Origin of the sequence: Streptomyces sp. NBC_01077 (assembly GCF_045162855.1) — a bacterium.
GTDB lineage: Bacteria > Actinomycetota > Actinomycetes > Streptomycetales > Streptomycetaceae > Streptomyces.
In genome coordinates, this window is record NZ_CP108669.1 from 5,737,661 (window position 1) to 5,756,279 (window position 18,619).

The 18,619-nt window shown below is 67.9% G+C and carries 16 protein-coding genes and 1 tRNA gene; 11 read left to right on the forward strand and 6 right to left on the reverse strand.

The window, feature by feature from the left end:
* Positions 1-72 precede the first annotated feature (72 nt).
* On the reverse strand, positions 73-705 hold the full coding sequence (locus tag OG462_RS26015; protein WP_406061201.1) for an NAD(P)-dependent oxidoreductase: 633 nt from the start codon (positions 703-705) through the stop codon (positions 73-75).
* 88 nt (positions 706-793) lie between these two features.
* Between OG462_RS26015 and OG462_RS26020 the strand changes: the two genes are divergently transcribed.
* Positions 794-1,390: a TetR/AcrR family transcriptional regulator gene (locus tag OG462_RS26020; protein WP_406061203.1), complete on the forward strand. Its 597-nt coding sequence runs from the start codon at positions 794-796 to the stop codon at positions 1,388-1,390.
* Between the two features lie 10 nt (positions 1,391-1,400).
* On the opposite strand, the gene OG462_RS26025 is transcribed toward OG462_RS26020, so the two are convergent.
* On the reverse strand, positions 1,401-2,423 hold the full coding sequence (locus OG462_RS26025; protein WP_406061205.1) for an adenosine deaminase: 1,023 nt from the start codon (positions 2,421-2,423) through the stop codon (positions 1,401-1,403).
* 118 nt (positions 2,424-2,541) lie between these two features.
* Positions 2,542-3,768: a pyridoxal phosphate-dependent aminotransferase gene (locus OG462_RS26030; protein WP_406061207.1), complete on the reverse strand. Its 1,227-nt coding sequence runs from the start codon at positions 3,766-3,768 to the stop codon at positions 2,542-2,544.
* A 207-nt stretch (positions 3,769-3,975) separates the two neighbouring features.
* On the opposite strand from OG462_RS26030, the gene OG462_RS26035 reads away from it, so the two are divergent.
* The 10 genes from OG462_RS26035 to OG462_RS26080 all read left to right on the forward strand — a co-directional run bounded on the left by OG462_RS26035 (position 3,976) and on the right by OG462_RS26080 (position 17,024).
* Positions 3,976-4,048: transfer RNA gene (locus OG462_RS26035), tRNA-Trp, on the forward strand.
* A 103-nt stretch (positions 4,049-4,151) separates the two neighbouring features.
* A complete protein-coding gene (gene secE, locus OG462_RS26040) occupies positions 4,152-4,439 on the forward strand; it encodes a preprotein translocase subunit SecE (RefSeq protein ID WP_015035534.1) in 288 nt (95 codons plus the stop codon).
* Positions 4,440-4,483: 44 nt separating this feature from the next.
* Positions 4,484-5,392, forward strand: coding sequence for a transcription termination/antitermination protein NusG (nusG, locus tag OG462_RS26045; RefSeq protein WP_406061210.1), 909 nt, complete (start codon positions 4,484-4,486; stop codon positions 5,390-5,392).
* Positions 5,393-5,550: 158 nt separating this feature from the next.
* Positions 5,551-5,985: a 50S ribosomal protein L11 gene (rplK, locus tag OG462_RS26050; RefSeq protein ID WP_315891551.1), complete on the forward strand. Its 435-nt coding sequence runs from the start codon at positions 5,551-5,553 to the stop codon at positions 5,983-5,985.
* Positions 5,986-6,063: 78 nt separating this feature from the next.
* The gene (gene rplA / locus OG462_RS26055) at positions 6,064-6,786 is read left to right on the forward strand and encodes a 50S ribosomal protein L1 (RefSeq protein ID WP_406061213.1); all 723 of its coding nucleotides are present in this window, start codon (positions 6,064-6,066) and stop codon (positions 6,784-6,786) included.
* A 111-nt stretch (positions 6,787-6,897) separates the two neighbouring features.
* Entirely contained in the window at positions 6,898-7,722 is an 825-nt protein-coding gene (locus tag OG462_RS26060) for a hypothetical protein (protein WP_406061214.1), read from the forward strand.
* Between the two features lie 248 nt (positions 7,723-7,970).
* The gene (gene rplJ, locus OG462_RS26065) at positions 7,971-8,498 is read left to right on the forward strand and encodes a 50S ribosomal protein L10 (protein WP_189831652.1); all 528 of its coding nucleotides are present in this window, start codon (positions 7,971-7,973) and stop codon (positions 8,496-8,498) included.
* Between the two features lie 109 nt (positions 8,499-8,607).
* Positions 8,608-8,988, forward strand: coding sequence for a 50S ribosomal protein L7/L12 (gene rplL, locus OG462_RS26070; RefSeq protein WP_266895362.1), 381 nt, complete (start codon positions 8,608-8,610; stop codon positions 8,986-8,988).
* A 546-nt stretch (positions 8,989-9,534) separates the two neighbouring features.
* Positions 9,535-13,017 carry a DNA-directed RNA polymerase subunit beta gene (gene rpoB, locus OG462_RS26075; RefSeq protein WP_406061215.1) on the forward strand — a complete coding sequence of 1,161 codons (3,483 nt, stop codon included), beginning with the start codon at positions 9,535-9,537 and terminating at the stop codon, positions 13,015-13,017.
* Between the two features lie 107 nt (positions 13,018-13,124).
* Positions 13,125-17,024 carry a DNA-directed RNA polymerase subunit beta' gene (locus OG462_RS26080; RefSeq protein ID WP_406061217.1) on the forward strand — a complete coding sequence of 1,300 codons (3,900 nt, stop codon included), beginning with the start codon at positions 13,125-13,127 and terminating at the stop codon, positions 17,022-17,024.
* 66 nt (positions 17,025-17,090) lie between these two features.
* Here OG462_RS26080 and OG462_RS26085 read toward each other — a convergent pair whose 3' ends face one another.
* From OG462_RS26085 to OG462_RS26095, 3 genes are read right to left on the reverse strand one after another with little or no spacing between them, the layout of a single operon-like run.
* Positions 17,091-17,354: a hypothetical protein gene (locus OG462_RS26085; protein WP_406061219.1), complete on the reverse strand. Its 264-nt coding sequence runs from the start codon at positions 17,352-17,354 to the stop codon at positions 17,091-17,093.
* A complete protein-coding gene (locus OG462_RS26090) occupies positions 17,341-17,586 on the reverse strand; it encodes a hypothetical protein (RefSeq protein ID WP_406061221.1) in 246 nt (81 codons plus the stop codon). The genes OG462_RS26085 and OG462_RS26090 overlap by 14 nt, the downstream gene beginning before the upstream one ends.
* Before the next feature lie 24 nt (positions 17,587-17,610).
* Positions 17,611-18,522, reverse strand: coding sequence for a peptidoglycan-binding protein (locus OG462_RS26095; protein WP_406061222.1), 912 nt, complete (start codon positions 18,520-18,522; stop codon positions 17,611-17,613).
* Positions 18,523-18,619: the final 97 nt, after the last annotated feature.

Genomic DNA, 18,619 nt, shown 5'->3' on the forward strand with positions numbered 1-18,619 from the left:
AAGTCCTCGTCGGGGCGTTCCAGGGCCTGCCCGGCGGACCAGCGCCGGACAGGCTCTAGTACCGGACAGGCTCTAGTACGCGACGCCGACGCCCTGCCTGACCGTGGCCGGGTCGTCGATCATCGCCAGCATCGCGTGGGCCACGTCCGCGCGGGCCAGCGAGCGGCCCCGGGACGGGTTGCCGCCGACGACCGTGCGGTAGTGGCCGGTGCCCTGCTTGTTCGTCAGCCTGGGCGGGCGTACGGAGGTCCAGTCCGCGCTGCTCGCGGCGAGGTCCGACTCCATGACCCGCAGGTCGGCGTAGACGTCCTTCAGGACGTTGCCGATGATCGCGAGGACGGCCTTGTCCAGGACTCCCTGGCCGTCCGGGACCGGGCCGACCGGGGCCGCGCTGACCACGAGCAGCCGGCGGACCTTCTCCGCCTCCATGGCCGTCAGGACCGAGCGGGTCAGCCGGGCGGCCACGCCCGCGTCCGCGCGGCTTCGTGCCCCGAGGCCCGAGAGCACCGCGTCCCGGCCCGCGAGCGCCCCGCGCAGGGCTTCCGGGTCGGAGAGGTCGGCGCGGAGGACCGTGAGCCGTCCGCCGGTGGCCGTGAGCCGCGCCGGATCCCGTACGACCGCCGTCACCTCATGGCCCGCGGCCAGCGCCTGGCCGACGATCTCCTGACCGATGCCACCAGTCGCACCGAAGACGGTGAGCTTCATGTCGCACCCTCCTAGGGGTGGGTAAGTGTTCACTCACCCCTAGGGTGAGTGGATACTCACTCACCCGTCAAGCGTGGATGGAGGGTGCATGGAACAGAAGCCGACCCGGGTACGGATCGTGGACGCCGCACGCGACCTCATGCGGACCGTGGGGCTCGCCCGCACCACGACCAAGGAGATCGCCAAGGCCGCGGGCTGCTCGGAAGCCGCCCTCTACAAGTACTTCACCAGCAAGGAAGAGCTCTTCCTCGCCGTCCTCAACGAGCGGCTTCCCCAGCTCGGCGGGCTCCTCGGCACGCTCGTCACCGACCCCGGCGGCCGTACCGTCGAGGCGAACCTCACCGAGGTCGCCCGGCAGGCCGCCCTCTTCTACGAGCAGACCTTCCCGGTCGTCGCCTCCCTCTACGCGGAACCGCAGCTCAAGCAGCGCCACGAGGAGGCCATGCGCACGTACGGCATGGGTCCCCACAAGCCCATCGAAGGCCTCGCCGCCTACCTGCGCGCCGAGCAGCAGCACGGCCGCATCGCCGCCGACGCCGACCCGGTGGCCGCCGCCTCGCTGCTCCTCGGAGCCTGCGCCCAGCGCGCCTTCGCCTGGGAGATGACCCCCGACCGCCGGCCGCCGGACTCCGTCGACGACTTCGCGCGGAGCGTCGCGCGCACCCTGATGGCAGGGATCGGCTAGCCCGGGGGGTTCAGGCGGCGATCCAGTCGTCGATCCCCGCGAGCAGCTTCGCCCGGACGTCCTCCGGGGCCGCCGAGCCCCGCACCGACTGACGGGCCAGCTCGGCCAGTTCCGTGTCCGTGAATCCGTGGTGCTTGCGGGCGATCTCGTACTGCGCCGCCAGCCGCGAGCCGAAGAGCAGCGGGTCGTCCGCGCCGAGCGCCATCGGGACACCCGCCTCGAAGAGCGTGCGCAGCGGCACGTCCTCGTGCTTCTCGTACACCCCGAGGGCCACGTTGGACGCCGGGCAGACCTCGCAGGTCACCCCGCGCTCCGCGAGCTTGCGAAGGAGTCGCGGGTCCTCCGCCGACCGCACACCGTGGCCGACCCGGGCCGCCCGAAGATCGTCCAGGCAGTCCCGTACGGACGAGGGGCCCGTCAGCTCGCCGCCGTGCGGGGCCGCGAGCAGGCCGCCCTCACGCGCGATGGCGAAGGCCCGGTCGAAGTCCCGGGCCAGGCCGCGCCGCTCGTCGTTGGAGAGCCCGAAGCCGACCACGCCCCGGTCCGCGAACCGCACCGCGAGCCGGGCGAGCGTCCGCGCCTCCAGGGGGTGCTTCATCCGGTTCGCCGCGACGAGCACCCGCATCCCGAGGCCGGTCTCCCGCGAGGCCGCGTCGACCGCGTCGAGGATGATCTCCAGGGCCGGGATGAGCCCGCCCAGGTGGGGGGCGTACGAGGTGGGGTCGACCTGGATCTCCAGCCACCCCGAGCCGTCCCTGACGTCCTCCTGGGCGGCCTCGCGGACGAGCCGCTGGATGTCCTCGGGGGAGCGCAGGCAGGAGCGGGCGATGTCGTACAGCCGCTGGAAGCGGAACCAGCCGCGCTCGTCGGTCGCCCGCAGCTTCGGAGGCGTACCACTGCTCAGCGCCTCGGGAAGGTGCACGCCGTACTTGTCGGCCAGCTCGATGAGGGTGGTGGGCCGCATCGAACCGGTGAAGTGCAGGTGCAGATGGGCTTTGGGCAGCAGGGTGAGATCGCGGTAAAGGTGCTCCATCGGCCGATCCTGCCGCACCCGAATGGACGAAGGCACCCCCTTTCCCCGATCGGGACCTTGCTAGAACGCAAAAACGGGCCCCCGGCTCCGAAGAGCAGGGGGCCCGCGGGGACTGCGATCAGTCGGTCGCCTCGGCGAGGAGCTTCTGGAGGCGGGACACGCCCTCCACCAGGTCCTCGTCGCCCAGCGCGTACGAGAGGCGGAGGTAGCCCGGCGTGCCGAAGGCCTCGCCCGGGACGACCGCGACCTCGGCCTCGTCCAGGATCAGGGCGGCCAGCTCGACCGAGGTCTGCGGGCGCTTGCCGCGGATCTCCTTGCCGAGCAGCTCCTTCACCGACGGGTACACGTAGAACGCGCCCTCCGGGTTCGGGCAGAGGACGCCGTCGATCTCGTTGAGCATCCGCACGATCGTCTGGCGGCGCCGGTCGAAGGCGCGCCCCATCTCCGCGACGGCGTCCAGGTTGCCCGAGACGGCGGCGAGGGCGGCGATCTGCGCGACGTTGCTCACGTTGGACGTGGCGTGCGACTGCAGGTTCGTCGCGGCCTTCACGACGTCCTTCGGGCCGATGATCCATCCCACGCGCCAGCCGGTCATCGCGTACGTCTTCGCGACACCGTTGACCACGATGCACTTGTCGCGCAGCTCCGGCATGACCGCCGGGAGGGAGACCGCGGAGGCGCCGCCGTAGACCAGGTGCTCGTAGATCTCGTCCGTGAGGACCCACAGGCCGTGCTCGACGGCCCAGCGGCCGATGGCCTCGGTCTCGGGCTCGCTGTAGACGGCGCCGGTCGGGTTGGACGGGGAGACGAAGAGGACGACCTTGGTCTTCTCCGTACGGGCCGCCTCCAACTGCTCCACCGAGACCCGGTAGCCGGTGGTCTCGTCGGCCACGACCTCCACCGGGACACCGCCCGCGAGGCGGATCGACTCGGGGTACGTCGTCCAGTACGGCGCCGGGACGATGACCTCGTCGCCCGGGTCGAGGATCGCGGCGAACGCCTCGTAGATCGCCTGCTTGCCGCCGTTGGTCACCAGGACCTGGGAGGCGTCGACCTCGTAGCCGGAGTCGCGCAGCGTCTTGGCGGCGATGGCGGCCTTCAGCTCCGGGAGACCGCCGGCCGGCGTGTAGCGGTGGTACTTCGGGTTCTTGCAGGCCTCGACGGCCGCGTCGACGATGTAGTCCGGGGTCGGGAAGTCGGGCTCACCCGCGCCGAAACCGATCACCGGGCGCCCGGCGGCCTTGAGAGCCTTGGCCTTGGCGTCGACGGCGAGGGTGGCGGACTCGGAGATCGCACCGATCCGGGCGGAGACCCGACGCTCGGTGGGAGGGGTAGCAGCGCTCATACGGCCCATCGTCCCAGACCTCTTCAAGGCCCGGCACTCAGGTTTCACGGACCGGACAGGAACGGTCATTACCGGTCGTACGCGCGTCCGACGGCAGGTCGGTCGTGGTTTCTGTTCGACGCGGGGGCCCCTGACCACGTATGCTCACTCCTCGTTGGCCCGCACCGACCACATCTCACGATGCGGTACGTTGAGGGACACCAGCAGAGGGTCGTAGCTCAATTGGTAGAGCACCGGTCTCCAAAACCGGCGGTTGGGGGTTCAAGTCCCTCCGGCCCTGCTACACACACCGCCAGGTGTTGTGCGCATGTACGTACTTCATTGCACCGCCGTGCGGCTCCACCCGGGCGCGGCACGGCCGACCCGGAATCAGGTGAGAGATCGTGACGGACGCCGTAGGCTCCATCGACATGCCTGATGCCGATGACGAGGCCGCAGAGTCGAAGAAGAAGTCCCGCAAGGGCGGGAAGCGCGGAAAGAAGGGCCCCCTGGGCCGTCTCGCGCTCTTCTACCGCCAGATCGTCGCGGAGCTCCGCAAGGTCGTCTGGCCCACGCGCAGCCAGCTGTCGACGTACACCACCGTGGTGATTGTCTTCGTCGTCATCATGATCGGCCTTGTCACCGTGATTGACTATGGCTTCCAGGAAGCAGTCAAGTACGTCTTCGGCTGACTTTTTGTTCCACCCCATCTGTATCGCAGGAAGAAGCAGCCACCGTGTCTGACGCGAACCTGAACGACGCCTTCGAGTCCGAGTCCGTCGAGGACGAGCTGGACACCGTCGAGGCCGCCGACGAGGACCAGGCCGACGCTGCTGACGACGTTGCCGGCGAGTCCGTCGAGGAAGCCGCTCCCCAGGTCGAGGACGAGGACCAGGACGAGTCGGAGACCGACGAGGACGCCGACGTCGAGACCGACGAGGACGCCGAGACCGACGAGGACGAGACCGTCGTCGAGGTCGAGGACACCGAGGAAGAGACCGACGAGGAGGCCGAGCCGGCCGCCCCGGTCGACCCGGTCACCGCGCTCCGCGAGGAGCTGCGCACCCTCCCCGGCGAGTGGTACGTCATCCACACCTACGCCGGCTACGAGAAGCGCGTGAAGGCGAACCTCGAGCAGCGTGCCGTCTCGCTCAACGTCGAGGACTTCATCTACCAGGCCGAGGTCCCCGAGGAAGAGATCGTCCAGATCAAGGGCGGCGAGCGGAAGAACGTCAAGCAGAACAAGCTTCCCGGCTACGTTCTCGTCCGCATGGACCTGACGAACGAGTCCTGGGGCGTCGTCCGCAACACCCCCGGCGTCACCGGCTTCGTGGGCAACGCCTACGACCCGTACCCGCTGACCCTGGACGAGATCGTCAAGATGCTCGCCCCGGAGGCCGAGGAGAAGGCCGCCCGCGAGGCCGCCGAGGCCGAGGGCAAGCCGGCTCCGGCCCGCAAGCTGGAGGTCCAGGTGCTGGACTTCGAGGTCGGCGACTCGGTCACCGTCACCGACGGCCCCTTCGCCACCCTCCAGGCGACCATCAACGAGATCAACCCCGACTCGAAGAAGGTCAAGGGCCTCGTCGAGATCTTCGGTCGCGAGACCCCGGTCGAGCTCAGCTTCGACCAGATCCAGAAGAACTGATCTCATAAGCTTCCGACCAGGTCAGAGTGGCTGTCACAGCCGCTCTGACCTGCTCGGTTTTTGGCCGCAGCGCTATACCCGTTATCGTGGTGCGGTATGCCTGCATCCGGATGACCGGATGGCGGGCTGAACACTCTCACTAGGACCCGGAGAGAGCAATGCCTCCCAAGAAGAAGAAGGTCACGGGGCTTATCAAGCTCCAGATCAACGCTGGTGCGGCCAACCCGGCCCCGCCGGTCGGTCCCGCGCTGGGCCAGCACGGCGTCAACATCATGGAGTTCTGCAAGGCCTACAACGCCGCGACCGAGTCGCAGCGTGGCATGGTCGTGCCGGTGGAGATCACGGTCTACGACGACCGTTCCTTCACCTTCATCACCAAGACTCCGCCGGCCGCCAAGCTGATCCTCAAGGCCGCGGGTGTGGACAAGGGCTCCGGCGAGCCGCACAAGACCAAGGTCGCCAAGCTCACCGCCGCCCAGGTCCGCGAGATCGCCACGGTCAAGCTCCCCGACCTGAACGCCAACGACCTGGACGCCGCGTCCAAGATCATCGCTGGCACCGCCCGTTCCATGGGCATCACGGTCGAGGGCTGATCAGCCCCCTCGTGACCCAGTGGTAGGGCCAGCGCCGGCCCGCACCACGACTCCACACCTGAACCAACAGGAGAAGCAGTGAAGCGCAGCAAGACTCTCCGCGCCGCGGACGCCAAGATCGACAGCGAGCGGCTCTACGCCCCTCTCGAGGCCGTCCGTCTCGCCAAGGACACCTCCAACACGAAGTTCGACGGCACCGTCGAGGTCGCCTTCCGCCTGGGCGTCGACCCGCGCAAGGCCGACCAGATGGTCCGCGGCACCGTGAACCTCCCGCACGGCACCGGCAAGACCGCCCGGGTCCTGGTCTTCGCGACCGGTGACCGTGCCGAGGCCGCGATTGCCGCCGGCGCCGACATCGTCGGCTCCGACGAGCTCATCGACGAGATCTCCAAGGGCAACCGCCTGAACGAGTTCGACGCCGTTGTGGCCACCCCGGACCTCATGGGCAAGGTCGGCCGCCTCGGCCGCGTCCTCGGCCCGCGTGGTCTCATGCCGAACCCCAAGGTCGGCACCGTCACCCCCGATGTCGCCAAGGCTGTCAACGAGATCAAGGGCGGCAAGATCGAGTTCCGCGTCGACAAGCACTCGAACCTGCACTTCATCATCGGCAAGGTCTCCTTCGACGAGACGAAGCTGGTCGAGAACTACGCCGCGGCCCTGGACGAGATCCTCCGTCTGAAGCCGTCCGCCGCGAAGGGTCGCTACATCAAGAAGGCGACCCTCGCGACGACGATGGGCCCCGGCATCCCGCTGGACTCGAACCGCACCCGCAACCTGCTCGTCGAGGACGAGACGGTCTGAGCCCCACGGGCTCGCTGAGCGGTCAGCCGGCCCCGCACCTCTTCGGAGGTGCGGGGCCGGTTTTTTGTTACGGTCCGGGGGACGTACGACGTTGATCAAGGGGGAACCCGCATGAGCAGGTCCGCATGGAAGCGCGCGGCCGTCGCACTGGCGGCCGTGGTCGTCGTGACGGGCGTCTCGGGGTGTGAGGACGGCGACGGCGGTACGAAGCCGGCGGGGGCGTCCGCCGGGCCGGGGACGCAGACCCGGGAGGAGGCCACGAAGGCCCTCCGGGCCGCGCACACCAAGACCGCCGAGGCCAAGAGCGCCAAGGTCGAGATGCGCGTCGTCGTGAGCGGCGGCCAGGCGGCCGGCAGCAGCACGTTCACCGGTGTCCAGGGATGGAGCCCCTCGGTCGCGGACCTGAAGGTCACCGATTCGACCTACCTGGCCGGAATCCCCGGCGCTCCCGCCGAAACGCGCCTGGTCACGGCCGACGGGACCACCTACACGGACGTGGGCGCCGGGCAGGCCGCGCAGACGGGCGGCAGGCGCTGGATGAGGATCGAGGCCGAGGGTGTCGCCGGTGGCGACGAGCTGCTGACGCAGCTGACCGCCGGTCTGGGCGTGGTGAACCAGGATCCGGCCCGGGAGCTCGGCCTCCTCGCCGGCTCGTCGGCGGTGAAGCACATCGGCACGGAGAAGCTCGACGGCGCCCCGGTGCAGCACTACGGGGGCCCGCTCTCCGGCGGCAAGGCCATGGACGTCTGGATCGGCACGGACGGCTATCCGGTGCGGACGATCGTCAGCACGAGGGCCGACGGGTCGCTGACGAAGCTCACGACGAACTACACCGACTACGGCACCAGGGCTGCCGTCCAGGCCCCGCCCGCCAAGGACACCTTCGGCATCATGGAGTTGCTGAAGAGCCTCGGTCAGGGCCTCGGTCGGGGCTGATTTGCCCCGGGGCGACCCGGTCACGTACTCTTCCGAGGAAGCCAAAGACCGCTGGTCGTCACTGTGCCGTCAAGGTGCGGTGGCCGAAGGATTCGCTGAGACGCGAACGACCCGCGCAGGTGATTGTGGAGAAGTTCCCGGATCCTCGTGATGCGGTTGAGCTGAGCCCCGAGCGCCTGCGCCGGGGCGTTTTGTTTTGTCAGCCCCTTCTGAGCGGTCCTCATCACCCGGAAGGAGGCCGACGCTCTATGGCAAGGCCCGACAAGGCTGCCGCGGTAGCCGAGCTTGAGGACCAGTTCCGCAGCTCGAACGCCGCCGTGCTGACCGAGTACCGGGGTCTCACCGTTGCGCAGCTCAAGACGCTGCGTCGTTCGCTCGGTGAGAACGCCCAGTACGCCGTGGTGAAGAACACGCTGACCAAGATTGCGGCCAACCAGGCCGGGATCACCGCGCTGGACGAGCACTTCGCTGGTCCGACCGCGGTCGCCTTCATCACCGGTGACCCGGTGGAGTCGGCGAAGAGCCTGCGTGACTTCGCCAAGGACAACCCGAACCTCATCATCAAGGGCGGTGTCCTTGATGGTAAGGCGCTCTCCGCCGATGAGATCAAGAAGCTCGCGGACCTCGAGTCCCGCGAGGTTCTGCTCAGCAAGCTGGCCGGCGCGTTCAAGGGCAAGCAGTCTCAGGCTGCCTCGCTCTTCCAGGCGCTGCCGTCGAAGTTCGTCCGCACCGCGGAGGCGCTTCGCGTCAAGCTCGCCGAGGGCGGTGCCGAGTAATTCGGCTCGCGTCATGATCTGTGCCGCCTAGGCGCAGGTCGTAGCGGGCCGTAACGCCCGCCTCTCTATACATCCGGCACTTGCCGAATTAGTGGAAGGATCGCCCATCATGGCGAAGCTCTCTCAGGACGACCTCCTCGCCCAGTTCGAGGAGATGACCCTCATCGAGCTCTCCGAGTTCGTGAAGGCGTTCGAGGACAAGTTCGACGTCACCGCCGCCGCGGCCGTCGCCGTTGCCGGCCCGGGTGCCCCCGTCGCCGCCGAGGCCGAGGCCGAGCAGGACGAGTTCGACGTCATCCTCGAGGGTGCCGGCGACAAGAAGATCCAGGTCATCAAGGTCGTGCGTGAGCTCACCTCCCTGGGCCTCAAGGAGGCCAAGGACCTCGTCGACGGCACCCCGAAGCCGGTCCTCGAGAAGGTCGCGAAGGAGGCCGCCGAGAAGGCTGCCGAGTCCCTCAAGGCCGCCGGTGCCTCCGTCACGGTCAAGTAAGACCGTTTCGAGTCGCTAGCAGACTCCTGCTCCCGTGTAACGCGGGAGCATCGAAAGGCGATCACCCTTCTGGGTGGTCGCCTTTCGGCGTTCCCCGGGAAGGGCGTGGCGGGACGCCTGAGGGCCGCCGGGAGCGGAGTATGGTGATCTTCGCCGTGCGCCCCGCAGACCGGGGGGCCTTGACGAACCGCACGCAGCGCGCAATTCTCAGGACGCGTCGTCACAACGATCCGTTTCCGAGGCATGGATCGACGACTGAACGGGCAGTATCGAGGTGCGCCGCACGGCGCGAGGTACCGCGGAGTTGAGAGCAACGAGGGTCGCGAATTATTCGCCCTGGACATCAGTGAGCCAAGTGGCTACACTGACCCTTTGCGCTGCCTGTTAGCTGCCCCCTGCCCGTCACCAGGGGCATACCTTCGCATCCGCTTCATAGCCCGACCGCGTCTGACCTGGCCTTTCGGTCATCTCAGGAAATGTCTGCCATGAAGCATGCAGGGGACCGGTACGCGCGTAGTGAGTCCGAGCCCTCGGAAGGACCCCCTCTTGGCCGCCTCGCGCAACGCCTCGACCAATACGAACAACGGCGCAAGCACCGCCCCGCTGCGCATCTCTTTTGCAAAGATCAGGGAGCCCCTCGAGGTTCCGAACCTCCTCGCGCTGCAGACCGAGAGCTTTGACTGGCTGCTCGGCAACGCCGCCTGGAAGGCTCGCGTCGAGGCTGCCCTTGAGTCGGGACAGGACGTCCCCAGGAAGTCCGGCCTGGAAGAGATCTTCGAGGAGATCTCGCCGATCGAGGACTTCTCCGGGTCGATGTCGCTGACCTTCCGCGACCACCGCTTCGAGCCGCCGAAGAACTCGATCGACGAGTGCAAGGACCGTGACTTCACGTACGGTGCCCCGCTCTTCGTCACCGCCGAGTTCACCAACAACGAGACCGGCGAGATCAAGTCCCAGACGGTCTTCATGGGCGACTTCCCGCTCATGACGAACAAGGGCACCTTCGTCATCAACGGCACCGAGCGTGTCGTGGTGTCGCAGCTGGTCCGTTCGCCGGGTGTCTACTTCGACTCCTCCATCGACAAGACGTCCGACAAGGACATCTTCTCGGCCAAGATCATCCCGTCCCGGGGTGCCTGGCTGGAGATGGAGATCGACAAGCGCGACCTGGTCGGTGTCCGCATCGACCGCAAGCGCAAGCAGTCCGTCACCGTCCTCCTCAAGGCTCTCGGCTGGAGCACCGAGCAGATCCTGCAGGAGTTCGGCGAGTACGAGTCCATGCGCGCCACCCTGGAGAAGGACCACACCCAGGGCCAGGACGACGCGCTGCTCGACATCTACCGCAAGCTGCGTCCGGGCGAGCCGCCGACCCGTGAGGCCGCTCAGACGCTGCTCGAGAACCTCTACTTCAACCCGAAGCGCTACGACCTCGCCAAGGTCGGCCGCTACAAGGTGAACAAGAAGCTCGGCGCCGACGAGCCGCTGGACGCCGGCGTGCTCACCACCGATGACGTCATCGCCACGATCAAGTACCTGGTCAAGCTCCACGCGGGCGAGACCGAGACGATCGGCGAGAACGGCAACGAGATCGTCGTCGAGACCGACGACATCGACCACTTCGGCAACCGTCGTCTGCGCAACGTCGGCGAGCTCATCCAGAACCAGGTCCGCACGGGTCTGGCTCGTATGGAGCGCGTCGTGCGTGAGCGCATGACCACCCAGGACGTCGAGGCGATCACGCCGCAGACCCTGATCAACATCCGGCCGGTCGTCGCCTCCATCAAGGAGTTCTTCGGCACCAGCCAGCTGTCCCAGTTCATGGACCAGAACAACCCGCTGTCGGGTCTGACGCACAAGCGTCGTCTCTCGGCGCTGGGCCCTGGTGGTCTGTCCCGTGAGCGGGCCGGCTTCGAGGTCCGAGACGTGCACCCGTCCCACTACGGACGTATGTGCCCGATCGAGACCCCGGAAGGCCCGAACATCGGTCTGATCGGTTCGCTCGCCTCGTACGGCCGCGTCAACGCGTTCGGCTTCATCGAGACGCCGTACCGCAAGGTCATCGACGGTACGGTCACCGACGACGTCGACTACGTCACCGCCGACGAGGAGGACCGCTTCGTCATCGCGCAGGCCAACGCCGCGCTCGACGACGAACTGCGGCTCACCGAGAACCGCGTCCTGGTTCGCAAGCGTGGTGGCGAGGTCGACTACGTCGAGCCGTCGGACGTGGACTACATGGACGTCTCGCCGCGCCAGATGGTGTCGGTCGCGACCGCCATGATCCCGTTCCTCGAGCACGACGACGCCAACCGTGCCCTCATGGGCGCGAACATGATGCGTCAGGCCGTTCCGCTGATCAAGTCCGAGGCCCCGCTCGTCGGCACCGGCATGGAGTACCGCTGCGCCACCGACGCCGGTGACGTGCTCAAGGCCGAGAAGGACGGTGTCGTCCAGGAGCTCTCCGCGGACTACATCACCGTCGCCAACGACGACGGCACGTACATCACGTACCGCCTGCACAAGTTCTCGCGCTCGAACCAGGGCACCTCGGTCAACCAGAAGGTCGTCGTCGACGAGGGCGACCGCGTGATCGAGGGCCAGGTCCTCGCCGACGGTCCCGCCACCGAAGACGGCGAGATGGCGCTCGGCAAGAACCTGCTGGTCGCGTTCATGCCGTGGGAGGGTCACAACTACGAGGACGCGATCATCCTGTCGCAGCGCCTCGTGCAGGACGACGTCCTCTCCTCGATCCACATCGAGGAGCACGAGGTCGACGCCCGTGACACCAAGCTCGGCCCGGAGGAGATCACCCGGGACATCCCGAACGTCTCCGAGGAGGTCCTCGCGGACCTCGACGAGCGCGGCATCATCCGTATCGGTGCCGAGGTCGTCGCCGGCGACATCCTCGTCGGCAAGGTCACGCCCAAGGGTGAGACCGAGCTGACCCCGGAAGAGCGTCTGCTCCGCGCGATCTTCGGTGAGAAGGCCCGTGAGGTCCGTGACACCTCGCTGAAGGTGCCGCACGGCGAGATCGGCAAGATCATCGGCGTCCGCGTCTTCGACCGCGAGGAGGGCGACGAGCTTCCCCCGGGCGTGAACCAGCTGGTCCGCGTCTACGTCGCCCAGAAGCGCAAGATCACCGATGGTGACAAGCTCGCCGGCCGTCACGGCAACAAGGGCGTCATCTCGAAGATCCTCCCGATCGAGGACATGCCCTTCCTTGAGGACGGCACCCCGGTCGACATCATCCTCAACCCGCTGGGTGTCCCGTCCCGAATGAACCCGGGACAGGTCCTGGAGATCCACCTCGGCTGGCTCGCCAGCCGCGGCTGGGACGTCTCCGGTCTCGCGGACGAGTGGGCGCAGCGCCTCCAGGTGATCGGCGCCGACAAGGTCGCCCCCGGCACCAACGTCGCCACCCCGGTCTTCGACGGTGCGCGTGAGGACGAGCTCGCGGGTCTGCTGAACCACACCATCCCGAACCGCGACGGCGAGCGCATGGTGCTCCCGACCGGTAAGGCGAGGCTGTTCGACGGCCGCTCCGGCGAGCCGTTCCCGGACCCGGTCTCGGTCGGGTACATGTACATCCTCAAGCTCCACCACCTGGTCGACGACAAGCTCCACGCCCGTTCGACCGGCCCGTACTCGATGATCACCCAGCAGCCGCTGGGTGGTAAGGCCCAGTTCGGTGGCCAGCGCTTCGGTGAGATGGAGGTGTGGGCGCTGGAGGCATATGGCGCCGCTTACGCCCTCCAGGAGCTGCTGACGATCAAGTCCGACGACGTGACCGGCCGCGTGAAGGTCTACGAGGCCATCGTCAAGGGCGAGAACATCCCTGAGCCCGGCATCCCCGAGTCCTTCAAGGTGCTCATCAAGGAGATGCAGTCCCTGTGCCTCAACGTGGAGGTGCTGTCCTCGGACGGCATGTCCATCGAGATGCGCGACACCGACGAGGACGTCTTCCGCGCAGCGGAGGAGCTCGGCATCGACCTGTCCCGGCGCGAGCCGAGCAGCGTCGAAGAGGTCTGACGGGAGTTCGGTCGGGGACTCGGCGTTTCACCGCTGAGTCCCCGGCCGGCCCCAGGACCCCCGTATCAGACCCCAAGCCTTACAACCCTGAGAGGGATTGACGCATAGTGCTCGACGTCAACTTCTTCGACGAGCTCCGGATCGGTCTGGCCACCGCTGACGACATCCGTCAGTGGAGCCACGGCGAGGTCAAGAAGCCGGAGACCATCAACTACCGCACGCTCAAGCCCGAGAAGGACGGACTCTTCTGCGAGAAGATCTTCGGTCCGACCCGGGACTGGGAGTGCTACTGCGGCAAGTACAAGCGTGTCCGCTTCAAGGGCATCATCTGTGAGCGGTGTGGCGTCGAGGTCACCCGCGCGAAGGTGCGCCGTGAGCGGATGGGCCACATCGAGCTCGCCGCTCCCGTCACCCACATCTGGTACTTCAAGGGCGTTCCGTCGCGTCTTGGCTACCTGCTCGACCTCGCCCCGAAGGACCTCGAGAAGGTCATCTACTTCGCGGCGTACATGATCACGTTCGTCGACGACGAGCGTCGTACGCGTGACCTGCCCTCGCTGGAGGCGCACGTCTCCGTCGAGCGTCAGCAGATCGAGAACCGTCGCGACTCCGACCTGGAGGCCCGCGCCAAGAAGCTCGAGAACGACCTCGGCGAGCTCGAGGCCGAGGGCGCCAAGGCCGACGTGCGCCGCAAGGTGCGCGAGGGCGCCGAGCGTGAGATGAAGCAGCTGCGCGACCGTGCGCAGCGCGAGATCGACCGTCTCGACGAGGTCTGGTCGCGCTTCAAGAACCTCAAGGTCCAGGACCTGGAGGGCGACGAGCTCCTCTACCGCGAGCTGCGTGACCGCTTCGGCACGTACTTCGACGGTTCGATGGGTGCCGCGGCGCTGCAGAAGCGCCTCGAGTCCTTCGACCTGGAGGAGGAGGCCGAGCGCCTCCGCGAGATCATCCGTACCGGCAAGGGCCAGAAGAAGACCCGTGCGCTCAAGCGCCTCAAGGTCGTCTCCGCGTTCCTGCAGACCGCGAACAGCCCCAAGGGCATGGTTCTCGACTGCGTGCCGGTCATCCCGCCGGACCTGCGTCCGATGGTGCAGCTGGACGGTGGCCGCTTCGCGACCTCCGACCTGAACGACCTGTACCGCCGCGTGATCAACCGCAACAACCGTCTGAAGCGTCTGCTCGACCTCGGTGCCCCCGAGATCATCGTGAACAACGAGAAGCGGATGCTCCAGGAGGCGGTCGACGCCCTCTTCGACAACGGCCGTCGTGGTCGCCCGGTCACGGGCCCCGGCAACCGTCCGCTGAAGTCCCTCAGCGACATGCTGAAGGGCAAGCAGGGTCGTTTCCGTCAGAACCTGCTCGGCAAGCGTGTGGACTACTCCGCGCGTTCCGTCATCGTCGTGGGTCCGCAGCTGAAGCTGCACCAGTGTGGTCTGCCGAAGGCCATGGCGCTGGAGCTCTTCAAGCCGTTCGTGATGAAGCGCCTGGTCGACCTGAACCACGCGCAGAACATCAAGAGCGCCAAGCGGATGGTCGAGCGCGGCCGCACGGTCGTGTACGACGTCCTCGAAGAGGTCATCGCCGAGCACCCGGTTCTGCTGAACCGTGCGCCCACGCTGCACCGCCTCGGCATCCAGGCCTTCGAGCCCCAGCTGGTCGAGGGCAAGGCCATCCAGATCCACCCGCTCGTCTGCACCGCGTTCAACGCGGACTTCGACGGTGACCAGATGGCCGTGCACCTGCCGCTCTCCGCGGAGGCGCAGGCCGAGGCCCGCATCCTGATGCTGTCCTCGAACAACATCCTGAAGCCCGCCGACGGCCGTCCGGTCACGATGCCGACCCAGGACATGGTCCTCGGTCTGTTCTTCCTGACCACCGACGGTGAGCTCCGTGACACCAAGGGCGAGGGCCGCGCGTTCGGCTCCACGGCCGAGGCGATCATGGCGTTCGACGCCGGCGAGCTCGCGCTGCAGTCGCAGATCGACATCCGCTTCCCCGTCGGCACCGTCGCTCCGCGTGGCTGGGTTCCCCCGGTCACCGAAGAGGGCGAGCCGGAGTGGCAGCAGGGTGACTCGTTCCGCCTGCGTACGTCGCTGGGCCGCGCGCTCTTCAACGAGCTGCTGCCCGAGGACTACCCGTTCGTCGACTACTCCGTCGGCAAGAAGCAGCTCTCCGAGATCGTCAACGACCTCGCCGAGCGCTACCCCAAGGTCATCGTGGCGGCGACGCTCGACAACCTGAAGGCGGCGGGCTTCTACTGGGCGACCCGTTCCGGTGTCACCGTGGCCATCTCCGACGTCGTCGTGCCCGAGGCCAAGAAGGCCATCGTCAAGGGCTACGAGGAGCAGGACGAGAAGGTCCAGAAGCAGTACGAGCGCGGTCTCATCACGAAGGAAGAGCGCACTCAGGAGCTCATCGCGATCTGGACCAAGGCGACCAACGAGGTTGCCGAGGCGATGAACGCGAACTTCCCGAAGACGAACCCCATCTTCATGATGGTTGACTCGGGTGCCCGAGGAAACATGATGCAGATGCGTCAGATCGCCGGTATGCGTGGTCTGGTGTCGAACGCCAAGAACGAGACGATCCCGCGTCCCATCAAGGCGTCCTTCCGTGAGGGCCTCACCGTTCTGGAGTACTTCATCTCCACGCACGGTGCCCGTAAGGGTCTGGCGGACACCGCCCTGCGTACCGCCGACTCGGGTTACCTGACCCGTCGTCTGGTGGACGTCTCGCAGGACGTGATCATCCGCGAGGAGGACTGTGGCACCGAGCGCGGTCTGAAGCTGCGGATCGCCGAGCGCGGCGCCGACGGTGCCCTGCGCAAGACGGACGACGTCGAGACCTCCGTGTACGCGCGGATGCTCGCCGAGGACGTCGTCGTCGACGGCAAGGTCATCGCGCCGGCCAACGTCGACCTGGGTGACGTGCTCATCGACGCCCTCGTGGGCGCCGGTGTCGAGGAGGTCAAGACCCGCTCGGTCCTGACCTGTGAGTCCGCCGTCGGTACCTGTGCGTTCTGCTACGGCCGTTCGCTGGCCACCGGCAAGCTGGTCGACATCGGTGAGGCGGTCGGCATCATCGCCGCCCAGTCCATCGGTGAGCCCGGTACCCAGCTGACGATGCGTACCTTCCACACCGGTGGTGTGGCCGGTGACGACATCACCCAGGGTCTGCCCCGTGTCGTCGAGCTCTTCGAGGCTCGTCAGCCCAAGGGTGTCGCCCCGATCTCGGAGGCGGCAGGCCGCGTCCGTATCGAGGAGACCGAGAAGACCAAGAAGCTCGTCGTCACCCCGGACGACGGCACCGACGAGACGGCGTTCCCGATCTCGAAGCGTGCCCGTCTGCTCGTGGGCGAGGGCGACCACGTCGAGGTGGGCCAGAAGCTCACCGTGGGTGCCACCAACCCGCACGACGTGCTGCGCATCCTCGGTCAGCGTGCGGTCCAGATCCACCTGGTCGCCGAGGTCCAGAAGGTCTACAACTCGCAGGGCGTGTCGATCCACGACAAGCACATCGAGATCATCATCCGGCAGATGCTGCGCCGTGTGACGATCATCGAGTCCGGCGACGCGGAGCTGCTGCCGGGCGAGCTCGTCGAGCGCTCGAAGTTCGAGACCGAGAACCGTCGTGTGGTCACCGAGGGCGGTCACCCCGCCTCCGGCCGTCCGCAGCTGATGGGTATCACCAAGGCCTCGCTGGCGACGGAATCCTGGCTGTCGGCCGCCTCCTTCCAGGAGACGACCCGAGTCCTGACGGATGCGGCGATCAACGCCAAGTCCGACAGCCTCATCGGCCTCAAGGAGAACGTCATCATCGGTAAGCTCATCCCGGCCGGTACGGGTCTGTCCCGCTACCGCAACATCCGGGTCGAGCCGACCGAGGAGGCCAAGGCCGCGATGTACTCGGCCGTCGGCTACGACGACATCGACTACTCGCCGTTCGGCTCGGGCTCCGGCCAGGCCGTTCCGCTGGAGGACTACGACTACGGTCCGTACAACCAGTAAGTAGTGCGAAACCGAAGGGCGGTCACCCCCGTGGGGGTGGCCGCCCTTCGGCGTGCCCGGCCGTCCCTATCGGGCGGCCAGTTCCCATACGGCGACGAGTACGCCGGCGCTCGCGGCCAGCGCGGCGATGCTGGTCAGCGGCCAGCGTGCGCGTTCCAGGTCGTCGAGGCGGGCCTCGTGGTCGGCGAGCTGCCGGTCGGTCTGGTCGCTGCGCTGGACGAGCAGCGCGAGGGAGCCGTCGACCCGGGCGAAGCCGGCCTCCAGGGTGCCGCGGAGCCGTTCCAGTTCGAGGGCGACGGCGACGGGGTCGTTCGGATCAGACTCGGTCATCGGCACCGCCCTCGGCCGGGGCGCTGTCGGTGCGGAGCCAGGACGGGAGCAGGTTCTGCACCACGTCCAGGGCCATCACCCGGGCCATCCCGCCGGCGACGGCCAGGGCCCCGGCGACCCAGGGGAGGGTCGCGGGGATGCCGGAGGCGTCGACGATCGCGGGGAGCACGACGGCGATGCCGACGGCGGACTGGAGGACGGTGCGGGCCGTGCGCTGGGCGGCATCGGACATCGGGGGTCTCCTCTGGTGCGGTGGCTACTTCGTGTACGGGACCTTCAGCGCGCTCCAGGATGCGGCGCCGGGTATGCCGTCGGCGTCGGAGCCGCGGAAGCCGAGCTTGCGCTGCCACTTCGCGTAGCTGAGCCGGTCGGCCTCGCTCCAGCGGGGGCCGGGGCCGACCGTGTACGCGGCGCAGCCCTCGGCGACGAGACGGCGGCCCATGGCCGTGATGACCGGGGAGCTCGTCTCCTTGCGGAAGAACGAGATGCCCGGGAACGGCTGGAGGCGGGGGGTGGCGGGCTTTCCGCTGTCGGGGGTGTTCTTGGCGGGGGCCTTGGCGAGCCGGGTCTGGACCCGCTGGCGGAGCGTCGGCATGCCGAAGCCCTTGGGGTCGCTCTTCCAGTCGGACCACTCCAGGTGGCCGATGACGGACTTGGCGCCCCAGCCGTGGGCCCGGCACAGGGCGGCGGAGACCCGTTCGATCGCGTCGAGCTGGGCGGCCGGCCAGGGGTCGGTGCCGTTGCCGAGGTTGACGCACTCGAAGCCGTAGAAGCGGGAGTTGCCGTCGACGGCGGTGTGGCTGCCCTGGTGGGCGCGCGGGGCCGGCGGCCGGTCCCCGTACGTCTCGGTGATCACGGCCTGGAGGACGGACGGGTCGCCGCCGCCGGCGTGGTTGGCGCGCCCGTTGCCGACGAGGTGGACGGTGCCGTCCTTGGCGATGACGCCGTGGCAGAGCGGTCCGGGCAGGCCCTCGTAGCCGTTGAAGCACATCTCGACGGAGGAGGCGGTGCCGGAGCTGACGGTGTGGTGGATCATCACGCCGGTGACCGGGCCCCAGGCGCCGGTGTGGTTGCGGTTGTGGGTGCGCCAGCCGGGGTGTTCGACGACGGTGACGCCTTCGGCGCGGAGCGCGGCGACGAGCCGGTCCGCGGGGAGGGGAGTGGCCATCTGGTGTCCTCCGGACATGAAAAAGGCCCGCGCGGAGTGCGGGCGGGCGTACGGGTGGGGTGCGGGAGGGCAGCCGCGGGGGTTACGGCTCCGGCGT